The 11,839-nt window shown below is 42.1% G+C and carries 9 protein-coding genes; 6 read left to right on the top strand and 3 right to left on the bottom strand.

Annotation, left to right across the window (positions count from 1 at the left end; all coding sequences use genetic code 11):
- Nucleotides 1-14: 14 nt before the first annotated feature.
- Entirely contained in the window at nucleotides 15-2,633 is a 2,619-nt protein-coding gene (locus V7K60_RS22470) for a PAS domain S-box protein (protein WP_442944446.1), read from the bottom strand.
- A gap of 144 nt (nucleotides 2,634-2,777) precedes the next feature.
- Between V7K60_RS22470 and V7K60_RS22465 the strand changes: the two genes are divergently transcribed.
- From V7K60_RS22465 to V7K60_RS22450, 4 genes are all read left to right on the top strand, one after another.
- Nucleotides 2,778-2,948, top strand: a complete 171-nt coding sequence (locus tag V7K60_RS22465; RefSeq protein WP_334928485.1) for a hypothetical protein — start codon at nucleotides 2,778-2,780, stop codon at nucleotides 2,946-2,948.
- A gap of 305 nt (nucleotides 2,949-3,253) precedes the next feature.
- Nucleotides 3,254-3,841: a Uma2 family endonuclease gene (locus V7K60_RS22460; protein ID WP_334928483.1), complete on the top strand. Its 588-nt coding sequence runs from the start codon at nucleotides 3,254-3,256 to the stop codon at nucleotides 3,839-3,841.
- Nucleotides 3,842-4,602: 761 nt separating this feature from the next.
- Nucleotides 4,603-5,682 (top strand): bifunctional DNA-binding transcriptional regulator/O6-methylguanine-DNA methyltransferase Ada, encoded by a 1,080-nt coding sequence (gene ada, locus V7K60_RS22455; RefSeq protein WP_334928481.1) that lies wholly within the window; start codon nucleotides 4,603-4,605, stop codon nucleotides 5,680-5,682.
- Nucleotides 5,666-6,328, top strand: coding sequence for a DNA-3-methyladenine glycosylase family protein (locus V7K60_RS22450; RefSeq protein ID WP_334928479.1), 663 nt, complete (start codon nucleotides 5,666-5,668; stop codon nucleotides 6,326-6,328). Before ada ends, V7K60_RS22450 begins: the two co-directional genes overlap by 17 nt.
- Here the strand turns inward: V7K60_RS22450 and dapF are convergent.
- Nucleotides 6,312-7,151: a diaminopimelate epimerase gene (gene dapF, locus V7K60_RS22445; RefSeq protein ID WP_334928477.1), complete on the bottom strand. Its 840-nt coding sequence runs from the start codon at nucleotides 7,149-7,151 to the stop codon at nucleotides 6,312-6,314. The two genes, V7K60_RS22450 and dapF, sit on opposite strands and share 17 nt — an antisense overlap.
- 69 nt (nucleotides 7,152-7,220) lie before the next feature.
- Here dapF and V7K60_RS22440 point away from each other — a divergent pair, with 69 nt between their 5' ends.
- Nucleotides 7,221-7,433 carry an Hfq-related RNA-binding protein gene (locus V7K60_RS22440; protein WP_334816384.1) on the top strand — a complete coding sequence of 71 codons (213 nt, stop codon included), beginning with the start codon at nucleotides 7,221-7,223 and terminating at the stop codon, nucleotides 7,431-7,433.
- A gap of 681 nt (nucleotides 7,434-8,114) precedes the next feature.
- A complete protein-coding gene (locus V7K60_RS22435; RefSeq protein ID WP_334928475.1) occupies nucleotides 8,115-9,080 on the top strand; it encodes a diguanylate cyclase in 966 nt (321 codons plus the stop codon).
- Between the two features lie 130 nt (nucleotides 9,081-9,210).
- Here V7K60_RS22435 and V7K60_RS22430 read toward each other — a convergent pair whose 3' ends face one another.
- Complete coding sequence (locus tag V7K60_RS22430; RefSeq protein ID WP_334928473.1) at nucleotides 9,211-11,517, bottom strand: cation:proton antiporter domain-containing protein; 2,307 nt, start codon at nucleotides 11,515-11,517, stop codon at nucleotides 9,211-9,213.
- Nucleotides 11,518-11,839: the final 322 nt, after the last annotated feature.

Here is an 11,839-nt window from a genome sequence, read left to right as displayed (position 1 = left end):
CATTTTTTGGTGATTTATGGGCGATTTGTTGCGGATGAAGTTGCTAAAGGTAGTGTAAACCAGAAAGTTAATCCACGCTTGCGGTTACTCATAACTCCGATTTCGCCGCCATGCGCCTTAATGACTTTCCGACAAAGATACATTTTTAAGCCAATGCTTGTAGAGCAACAGTCTTGAGGATCGCGGACATGGAGATCGAAAAGGCGATCGCACTCTACTTTACTCATTAGTACACCGTCATCTTGAATCTGAGTGCGAATCATTCCCGCCTCAACAGTAGCACTCAAGGTAAAATTTAATCCTGGTGGATTATTCTGCAAGCCATGTGCGATTAAATTTACCAAAACTTTCTGTAATCGAGTTCCATCTGCCATTACTAACGGTAAATCTGCGGGAACCAAGTTCTTCAAAGTCGCTTGATTTTGTGTCAGCATGGGTTCCAACTGGGAGGAACATTCGCCCAGTAGGCTACTAAGTTGCACAGGTTCTAGTTTGATCTCAATACCCTGTTTTTCACAGGAATTAATTTCTAGCAATGAGTTAATCATTGTCAGTTGGCGGTCGTTGCCCTGAATCATTCGCTCGATGATTGAGCGAGATATTGGGATTGGGGATTGGGAATGGGAAAGAGGCAGAGGGGAAAGACTTGCTGTAATTTCCCCCCTGCTCCCCTGGTTACTGAGCGACTTGCCCTGAGCGTAGTCGTTGGCGCAGCCTCTCGTAGAGAAGGGAGTCGAAGTATGCTCCCCTGCTTCCTCACTCCCCACTCGCTGATTTAACAAATTCTTTAATACCATCAAGTTACCCATCACCGAAGTTCGTAAATCGTGGGCAACTGTATGCAAAACAACATCTTTGACACGATGCAAATTTTCAACTTCTTGCATTTTCTGCTGCAACTGTGCTGTCCGTTCTTGGACTTGGTGTTCTAAATTAGTGTTGAGTTCTGCTAGCTTTTGGCATATCTGACTTTGTTGAATCGCGATCGCTACCTGTTCTGACATCTGCTGTAACAAATCAATTTCTACTGGCTGCCAATGACGCGAACCTGAGCATTGATTGGCAATTAATGCGCCAAACAATTCATTATTTAGCATAATTGGTACAGCCAAAGTCGCCTTTGTTTGGAATTTTCGATAGTGTGCTTTGACTTTGGGAGATACTTCTATTTGGGTTATGTCTTCAACGACACGCACAAGATTATCTTTTAGTAAATTTCGTAATTCTTGTAAATAAGCTTCATCATTAGTAGACCAACCTGAGACTGATGGATATTTGGGATCTACTGATTCAGCAATAGTTCTGACTCCTAAATTGGCATTATTTAAACCAATGAAAACTCGATCTGCTTGGAGAAATTGCCTAACTTCCGTCACGGTGGTTTGAAGAATTTGCTCTAAATTAAGCGAAGACCGAATTCGCACTAGGGTTTCTGCCAACAAGCGATCGCGTTGGGCACAAAAGCGTAATTGTGCTTCTACTTGTTTGCGTTCTGTAATGTCGTGATGCACTGCTAAAATGGCAGGAGCACCATCTAAATCAATGACTTCGGCTGACAGCAGTGTTGTAATTACCTCGCCAGATTTTTGCCGAAATTCAATTTCCAAGTTCCGAGCGACTCCTGTGCTTTGCAACTCTTGCACTAACTTTAGGCGATCGCGATCGTGTAACCAAAGATTTAACTCAAAAGAAGTTTTACCAATTGCCTCATCTCGCCCATAACCTGAAAGATTCACAAAACTGTCGTTAACTTCGATAAAGCGTCCTTCTTGCAGCGTGCTAATGGTAATTGAATCGGGGCTGCAACTAAAAGCTTTAGCAAATTTTTGGGCAAGATTTTGTAAGGCGACTTCTCCTTGTTTGCGTTCTGTGATATCTCGGACAATTGCTAATACTTCATCTGCGCCGCTCACTACCAACCGCGCCTCATAATCTCTAACCCCCAAAGATGTTGGTAGTTGATATTCACAAGTTTGTAAAATTCCAGAATCTAAAGTTTTAGCGATCGCTACTTGACTAATTGCCGCAACATCACTCGGCAATAACTCTTGCAAATTTTTTCCAACGATTTCTTCTCTCGATAGAGTGATATTTGCGCCCTCACTTTTCAAATCTAGATACTCACCATCGCGGCTGATGCGAAACATCAAATCGGGGATAGCATCCAAAATTGCTTTATAGCGTGCCTCACTCTCTTGCAATTTTTCTTGGGCTTGTTTTTGGTCTGTAATATCCATAACCAAGCCATGCCAAAGAAAATCACCTGCTGCTTGTAATTCGGGTTGTAAAGTACCTTGAATCCATTTAAGTTTGCCACTAGGCGTAACAATCCGACCTTCCCAATGCCAAGGTGTAAGAGTAGTACGACAAACAGCAATAGATTCTGTAAAAGCTTTTATATCCTGTGGATGAATCAGTTTGTATAACACCTGAAAGTCTGCCTGTACAGCTTCTGGTTCTAATTCATACAAATATTTACAACTAGAACTAATATAAGGGATAAATATAGAACCATCCTGACGTTGCAGAATTTGGAAAATCGTCCCTGGTAAATTGGTAGCAATTGTTTCCAACAAAGCGGTCTTCTCTGGTAGAAAATCTGGTTTCTGCGGTGATTTTACAATTTCATCCACTCTTAGACCCTTTGATATATAAGCAATTGGCATAATATTCAAGGTAATCATAGCCATTGTAAAAGTTTTTAGCTGTCAGCGCGTAGGCGTAGCCCGCACTTCGACACCCTTCTCTACGAGAGGCTGCGCCAACGACAAAGCTCAGTGACCATCGTAGACATCGCTAACAACAAAAAAAGTGGCTCTACTTTCAGAGTAGTTCTGGATGCTGCGATCGCATTCACCCAATCGGGTGAACCATTTGTCAAAGAGCGAATCAGTTCAGGAGTGCTGAGTCACTTTCAGGCAAAGGTTTTATCCTTTTCTGAACACTAAGTACAGTTTTGCATAAATTCGTAGCTTTTTTAAATACAAAGGAATGCAAAGAAAATGTAAAGATGTAGCACTGCTACGTCTCTACAAGGGTTATGGATAATAACTAATTTATAGAAATATCTAATAGATGATTAATTAATAAAATTTTGTAGTCAGCTAATCGTCGTTCAAATAGCATCTCGGTGTCTTTGCGTAAGATTATCTGCACATCAGCTTATTCTCCTATCCTTGAAAAACAGACCCTGATTTTGGGAACAATAACTATCTACTAGAATAGATCTATTGCTTCCATCCAAACTGATAACATGAATACTACCACCGTCAGTTTACCTCCTACCCTCGAATTAAATATCGACTTGACTGACGAGCAATTTTTTCAGCTTTGTCAAAATAATCGAGACTTAAAGTTTGAGCGGACAGCTTCAGGGGAATTAATTATTATGCCACCTACGGGGAGTAGTACTAGTGACAGTAATGCCGATTTAACTTATCAATTAAGAGCTTGGAGTCGTCAAAATAAGCTAGGTAAATCCTTTGACTCTTCTGGTGGTTTCAAACTTCCCAACGGTGCAGAGCGTTCTCCAGATACTTCTTGGGTGAAAATGGAACGGTGGAATGCTTTAAGTGAAGCAGAAAAAGAAAGATTTGCTCCTTTGTGTCCCAATTTTGTGGTTGAGTTAATGTCTCCAAGTGATTCCTTAGAAAAAACGCAAGCCAAAATGAGGGAATATATGGAGAATGGCGCCAGATTAGGCTGGTTAATTAATAGAGGACAGCAACAGGTAGAAATTTATCGTTCCAATCGAGAAGTTGAGATTTCACAAAATCCTAAAACTCTATCGGGAGAAAATATTTTGCCAGGATTTGTTTTAGATTTAGCAGAAATTTGGTAAGTAATTGCCTACCCTGAATCATTCGTAAGAAACAAGATTCCCAACAAATTTTATTAAGTCGGGGATATATGGGTTGCAATTATCACAAACTAAATAGGATTGCTATACAAAATTATGATAATTTAATTTCGCGAATAGCCCAGACAAGTACTTCCAAAAACTGTCTAATAACCATCTTATCATTCAGAGTAGAAAAGGGAATATACCAGCAATAAGGATTAATAGAAATTGATGTTCCTACAACAGATTTAAATCGAGTCAGAAGTTCTGCTTTCTTTTATTCTAAATTGAATGGTGGCTCGTAAGCACAAATTTCTACAGTAGCATTACTCCAAACTCGGAAAAAAGTGCGATTTTTTCCCTTGTAATTAAATTTAGGGACAAAAGAAGCCTAACTTCTACCTGTACCCCATTGAATCTGCAAGGTTTGAATAGTCAGCTAGTAGCTTTTGTAGCCCATTCTCTGATTCATAAGGTTCTTCCTTCATCTCAACTAATTGACAATTATCCTGAATCAGGTAAATACCACCACTCATAAAAATTCTGTTGTGTTGACCTAATTTAAGGTTCCCGGTTTCATCGAGTAGTGAACACCCGTTTAGCGAGTTTTTACATTAAAAAACTGAGATAATTAACTTTGATCGCAACAATCAGATAGAAAATAGTTTATCTATACATTTAATCTAGTTTTACCTAAAGACAAAAACTAATAATGAACACTTTAAGGTGGGAAACTTTGCAATAGATTTAAGGAGACATGAATGCAATTACAACAGACACAAATTTTAGAAGAAACTTTCTGGGAAGCAGTTCTCAATCGAGACTCCGCTTTTGAAGGCAAGTTTTTCTATGGTGTTCGCTCTACAGGTATTTATTGCCGACCTATTTGCCCTAGTCGCAGACCGAATCGGAATCAAGTTTGTTTCTTGCAGTCGGTACAAGATGCTGAAATTGCAGGTTTTCGACCTTGTAAGCGCTGTCAGCCACAATCTGAAACGGTTCCAAATACAGCTAAAATCTTAGCAATATGTCGATATATTGAAGCACAAGTTGACCACATTCCAACCCTCTCGGAATTATGCTCTCAGGTGGAAATGAGTCCCAGTTACCTACAAAGAATATTCAAGCAAATAATTGGCGTATCGCCTTTTCAATATGCAGATGCGCTGCGTAGCCAGCGATTGAAACAGCGTCTTCAGTCGGGGGAAGAAATTGCTGATGCAGTTTACGATACGGGGTATGGTTCAAGTAGTCAGCTTTATGAGAAAGCACCTAAACAACTGGGAATGACACCAAAGACTTACCAACAAGCTGGAAAGACAATTAACATTGTTTATGCGATCGCTCCATGTTCACTAGGATATTTGCTTGTGGCAACAACAGAGAAGGGTATCTGCGCCGTAAAATTAGGTGATGAAGCAGACAAGCTTGAACACATTTTGAAGCAGGAATTTCACCAAGCGCAGATCGGGCGTGATGATCGCACACACAAAGACTGGATACAAGCCATCCTCGACTTTATTGCAGGAGGCGAGGCACATCTTGATTTACCACTTGATATCCGTGGGACAGCATTTCAGAAACAGGTTTGGCAAGCATTACAAAAAATTCCCTATGGCGAAACACGCACTTATACTGATATCGCCCGTAATCTTGCCAAACCCCAAGCAGTCCGCGCGGTGGGTAATGCTTGTGGAGCTAATCCGATCGCGCTGATTGTACCATGTCACCGTGTGCTGAGGAGTGATGGCAGTCTTGGTGGTTATCACTGGGGAATTGAGCGCAAGCAAAAACTGCTTACACAAGAGTCGAAATTTTACAAACATGACTCAAACACCTGAACTAGAATCGCTGACTGAAGAAAGTTTAACCCGTGGTTTAATGGTGCTTGCCAAACTTGATAGCGATTTGGCTCGGATTTTAGAGACACTGGGGCCTCCACCGATGTGGCAAAGAGAAGCAGGTTTTGCAACACTATTGTGCATAATTCTGGAACAGCAAGTTTCCGTCGCGGCTGCAAGGGCTGTATTTACCCGATTATCTGGGGTTGTTGTAACTCTGACGCCAGAAAATTTTCTGATATTGGATGATGTTCAATTAAGAGGAATTGGATTCAGTCGGCAAAAGATTCTATACTGTCGTGGATTGGCTCAGGCGATCGCAACTGGTCAGCTTGACCTAACCAAGCTGGAAACAATGGACGAAACTACTATCAGAACTGAGTTAAAGCGTCTCAAAGGTATAGGAGACTGGACAGTTGATATTTACTTGCTAATGGCGCTGCAACGTCCTGATGTCTTTCCTAAAGGCGATTTAGCGATCGCGATTGCTTTCCAAAAACTCAAAAACTTGGCGACGCGTCCAACACCAGTTCAATTAGAAGCAATGACACAGCACTGGCGACCGTGGCGGGCAGTAGCTGCAAGACTTCTATGGCACTACTACTTGAGTAATGCCAAGAGTAAGTCGGTTACAATTTCCCAGTGAATACTCGTTCAGCCGGGCCTGTCATGTAAACTCTTTGGTCTACTTCTGACCATTCAATTTGTAAGGGGCCACCAGGTAATTCTACAGTTGCAGTGCGATCGCATTTCCCGGTTAGCACTCCAGCTACCAAGGAAGCACAAGCACCAGTCCCACAAGCTAAGGTAATCCCAGCACCTCGTTCCCATACTCGCATTTTCAAATAGTCACGGCGTACCACTTGAATAAATTCGGTATTTATGCGTTGAGGGAAAACTGAGTGATGCTCAAATTTTGGGCCGATGGTTTCTAGCTCAATTGCTGCTACATCTTCCACAAAAGTAATGCAGTGAGGATTTCCCATATTTACACAGGTGACATCCCAAGTTTGCCCCGCCACCTCTAACGGCACAGAAATGACTTTTTCTTGGGTGGGTGCAAGAGTGGTAGGAATTTCGCTAGCGAGTAACCTGGGTAAACCCATGTCTACTTTAACTTGACCATCAGATAAGAGTTGGGGAGTCATTACACCACCCAAAGTATGAATACGATATGAGTCTTGATTCCGGGATTCCCCTTCTAAGTCTGCCAAAAAGCCAGCTAAACAGCGAATGCCATTGCCACACATTTCTGGTTCTGAACCATCGGAATTAAAAATCCGCATCGTGTAGTCAGTGCCGTTTTCTCCAGGTAGGGCAAAAATAACACCATCAGCACCGATACCAAAATGGCGATCGCACAACTTGATGGCTTGCTCTGGAGTCACTACAGGCACAGATGATGAGCGATTGTCAATCAGAATAAAGTCGTTACCTAGACCATGATACTTAGTAAATTCGATTGCCATTTCTTCAAGGATGAATTATCAAGGATTAGTTACTCTTTATTTTGCCTTGTAGGTTTATCTTTACTAAAAATGCTTACCGAATTTGACACCACTTTACCCAGTATTAGACAAGTCCAAAACCTAATTAAACAAACAACGCCGGTAGAGTTAAAGCTGCTGACTGGTGATGTACTCACAGGAAGGGTTTTATGGCAAGACCCACAGTGTATCTGTATTGCGGATGAAAACAGTCAGCACACCGTTTGGAAACAAGCGATCGCTTATATTAAACCCAAGAGTTAGTCAAAAATCGGCGTTTGAAACGCCCCTTCCCACGGTGCTGGCTAAAATTTACCAGATTAGGAAAACCTTGTAGTGGTAAAAATTATTTTTACTACCACTACAAAAAATCCTTAACGTTACGAACCCAAATTAGTACCGCAAGGCGGAAGTCAAAAGGAGCCAGTGCACCCTTGCGGTTTCCCGACTTGTTCGCGCAGCGTCTCCCCTTCTCCCAAAGGAAGAGGCTAACGCCTTTCCTTCCCTACGGGACGCTCCGCGAACGGAACGCTACGCGAACGCGGAGCGTCTCGTAGAGAAGGGAGAAGCAACTGGCGTTCAAAAATCAAAAAGCTTTAATTTTGCGCTTTCTGGCTGTAATGAAACAGTAGGTTTCTTTACGCCGCGTTGTACTAGTACTCTGTCAAGCGAAGGTTTGAAGGGTAAAAGAACGAACCACTCCTACAAAGAAGCAAGCTACGCGCAGCGGACGCACCAGAAGTCAGAAGGAAAGAAGAGAAATTGAAGAATTTATTTACTCGTCAAAGTTGACTTTACAGACCACTAGTGATGTCTTCTTAGCCGAAGTTAGCATAGATTAGCGATCGCTTGCTTTTGCATTTGAGATTTTTATATTCCAAAAGTAATAAAAAATACATCAATCAAATAAGCGTCTAATATAATTAAATTTTTATATAGATTAAGATGATTGTGCAGTTAGACAATTTTCATTTTTATTGTCCAACATTTAGTGCTTGGCTAGCATCCGGCTATCAAGATGAGTCATGTTTACTGTGGGGGCAGGCATTGCAAGAGGCTTTAGACTGGTTACAGGGGAAAAGCTTAAGCAATTTGGACTATCAGTTTTTGGTAGCCAGCCAAGAAAAAGAGCGTCGCCAACTTCAGCAAAAACTAGAAGCGAAGAATGAAGAATTGCAGCAATTAAGTACTATAGCTACTATCGATTTTTTAACTCAAGTAGCTAACCGCCGACGATTTGAAGAGTATCTTGATATTGAGTGGCGGCGCATGACACGCTCACAACAGCCCCTCTCCCTCATCCTTGTTGATGTAGATTTCTTCAAATCCTACAACGATACTTATGGTCATCCAATGGGCGATCGCTGTCTTAGTAAAATTGCTAGAGTCATGAAAGATGCTGTTCAACGTCCTGCTGATTTAGTTGCCCGTTATGGTGGGGAAGAATTTGCTGTAATTTTGTCTAACACAGACATACATGGTGCTGCTCACATTGCAGAAAAAATTTGCTTTGCTGTACGCAAACTGGCAATTCCCCATGAAAATTCGCAAGTTAGTTCTTATGTAACCCTGAGTGCTGGGTTAGCTACAGTAATTCCTATATCTAACTCTAACTTTCAAAAAATAATTGTGACGGCGGATAAAGCATTGTATCAAGCAAAGGCAGCAGGACGCGATCGTGTGTGCTCTCAAGAGCAAACTGAAAATCTAGAAGTAAAGCGGATTGCAACTCTTGCAAAGCTGTTCCTCTCAGAGAAGTTGTTGATTAGAGAGGAATTACAGCTGTCTATACAGAAATCCCAGCAGATTAAACAGAAAAACCAACAGCTTATGAAGCAAGTCCAACAGGCTATGCAGAAAAACCAAGAGATTATGCAGAAAAGCTCTGAAATTATATGTAAAATACAATAAAATTTTTTGACAATTATTCATGTCAATATTTGCTAATTGGATTAGTTCATTTTTTATTAAATTACTCTTATTACAAGTGATAACTAATGATTAATGATTACTTCCATAAATTATCTATAGGGAAAAGCGCTTAAAGAGTTTCTGCCTCACTAGCTTTTACTACTGGGATAGAAAGGGGTACTTTAGTGGCGATCGCAAATAACTGTTCTAGTTGACTCAAACCTGTCAAGCCACCACATAACAATACTTGGTCGCTGATTTGCAAGTCCATGCCGCCATCAGGATAGCGAATAAATTTACCATCGCGCCGGATCGCCTGTACCTGGACTCCATACTGCTTACCGATCTCTAAATCTGCAAGGGTTTTACCTAGTGTTGGCGCATCTGCATTGACTGTAACCCACTGGCAAGCACTATTTTCTCCAGGAACAACAGCTTGTCCTTTAGCTAATTCTGCTAAAGCCGCTAGTTCTTCATCTGCTCCCACCACCAGCAAGCGATCGCCTTGTGCCAATTTGGTTTGATTATTGGGATAATCGATTTCTTCGCCGTCAGCGCGGCGAATTGCCATCAAACTCGCTCCTGTTAAGTAGCGCATATCTGCTTCTTCTATGCTCATACCAATTAAGGGCGAATCAGATGGTAAAGGATACCAGCGCTGATTTAAATCGCGGGTGGCTTGGCGCAAATCACGAGCAACTTCAGTTGCAGAACGCTCTGGCCGCAAATCTAAATAATGATCGTTGCGGATTTGCTGCATTTCTCGTTGTACCACAGCTGACGACAACAAGCCTAAGCCAGTTAATAAATGAGTTGCCATTTCTAAGCTGGCTTCAAACTCTGGTTGCACAACTTCCCTAGCTCCTAATTGATACAGTACCTCAATACTTTTATCCTGGGTAGCACGGACAACCAAATCTAACTCTGGGCGCAATTCCAAAGCGCGTTTCAAGCAAAGACGGCTACTCATTGGGTCTGGGAGTGCGATCGCCATTCCTTTGGCATGATTCACCCCAGCAGTTTCCAGAACGTGTAAACTCACGCAATTGCCATAGACATAAGACACCCCAGCCTCACGTAACTGCTGAATTCTACTCTCCAATTGGTCGATTACTACCACAGGTAGGTCATGTTGCAGCAACAACTTCACCAAATTTTTGCCGACTTGCCCATAGCCACAAACTACCACATGGTCTTTGAAGGGCAAATCTTCCGACACATCCCGCGCCTCTTGTTCTTCTAAATACGGTTTCAACCAGGGCATTGATTCGGCAAAGTTAAATAAAAATGGCATTAACCGCAGGATAAAGGGAGTAAGCATGAGAGTGACTGCGGTAGTTCCCAAAATTAATAAGTATATTTGTCGGGATACTAACCCTAAAGACTGCCCTTCACTAGCGAGAACAAAGGAAAATTCCCCAATTTGCGCCAATCCCAAACCGGCGATTATCGCTGTTTTCAAAGGATAGCGAAATAGTTTTACTAGGGGCGTGATAATCAAAAATTTACCGACGAAAACTATTGCCACCAACCCCAAAATCAATTCTAGGTTGTTCCACAAAAACACTGGGTCAATTAACATCCCAATGGCGGCAAAAAACAAACTGGCAAAGATATCTCGCAGTGGTTCAACATAAGTTAGGGTTTGGTCGGCGTACTCCACCTCAGAAATCATCAAACCCGCAACAAATGCCCCCATCTCAATGGATAGTCCCAAATGTTCTGTCAACAGGGCAATACCCAAACACAGGGCTACAACCCCTAATAAAAAAAGTTCTTTACTTTCGGTACGGGCTAGCAGTTGCAACAAAGGCGGTATCAACCAAATCCCCGCAGCTACTGCCCCAGCAGCAAATAAAGCAATCGAACCTAGCGCTGTTAGGACGGCAATGCCAATAGTTTCTGCTGGTTGGTTGAGGGCTGGTAAGACTGCTAACATTAGTCCTAGTGCCAAGTCCTGGACTACCAAAATACCTAGCATCACTTGCCCGTGGGGTGTTTCTGTTTCGTTGCACTCCATCAAGCACTTGAGGACAACCGCTGTGGAAGACAAGGACAGAATACACCCCAAAAACATCCCCTTAGCAGGTAAGGCTCCCCAGGCTCCGCTTAACCCGCATATTAAAACTGTCACCAAAATCGTCAAAGCAATTTGGAGTCCACCCCCACCAAGAGCGATCGCTTTTACCTTCTTGAGTTGCGTAAAGGAAAATTCTACACCCAAGGCGAATAATAAAAAGGCGACCCCGAACTGTGCCAGAGTCTCTACTTGAATAAGTTCTTTAATCAATCCCAGTCCCGTTGGCCCAACGACTATCCCGCCAATGAGATACCCCAGCAGCACGGGTTGTTGCAAAAGTGCCGCTAATAGTCCGCCACAGGCTGCAACGCCCAGAACTAAAACTAAATCAACAATTAACCGAAAATCTTCTTGCACCAGTTTTAAAAGAACTCTTAAGACTTATTAATTCAGAATACAAAGTTTTACGATCTCAAACAGCTTGTTTCGTGAAGGGGTGACAAAATTTGCTTATCTTGAAGATGGTAGGCAGTAGGTGAGCAGGAAGGATACATCAAGATTTTTGAAGGTATTTTGATTCACAAGTATCAAAGGTAGATTCATCTAGTTCAAATACTCGTCAACGGAGTTCAAAGGTGGATTCATCCAGTTCAAACACTCGTCAACGGAGTTCAAAGGTGGATTCATCCAGTTCAAACACTCGTCAACGGAGTTCAAAGGTGGATTCATCCAGTTCAAA

The organism is Nostoc sp. (assembly GCF_036917555.1).
Taxonomy (GTDB): domain Bacteria; phylum Cyanobacteriota; class Cyanobacteriia; order Cyanobacteriales; family Nostocaceae; genus Nostoc.
The sequence above is the reverse complement of the archived record's forward strand: the minus strand, read 5'-3'. Positions and strand labels throughout refer to the sequence as shown.

Excerpts from the sequence above, each read along its gene's own strand:
- ada (WP_334928481.1), top strand. The coding sequence starts at position 4,603 with ATGCAATTACAACAGACACAAATTTTAGAAGAAACTTTCTGGGAAGCA.
- V7K60_RS22440 (WP_334816384.1), top strand. The coding sequence starts at position 7,221 with ATGCTTACCGAATTTGACACCACTTTACCCAGTATTAGACAAGTCCAA.
- dapF (WP_334928477.1), bottom strand. The coding sequence starts at position 7,151 with ATGGCAATCGAATTTACTAAGTATCATGGTCTAGGTAACGACTTTATT.
- V7K60_RS22460 (WP_334928483.1), top strand. The coding sequence starts at position 3,254 with ATGAATACTACCACCGTCAGTTTACCTCCTACCCTCGAATTAAATATC.
- V7K60_RS22435 (WP_334928475.1), top strand. The coding sequence starts at position 8,115 with ATGATTGTGCAGTTAGACAATTTTCATTTTTATTGTCCAACATTTAGT.
- V7K60_RS22450 (WP_334928479.1), top strand. The coding sequence starts at position 5,666 with ATGACTCAAACACCTGAACTAGAATCGCTGACTGAAGAAAGTTTAACC.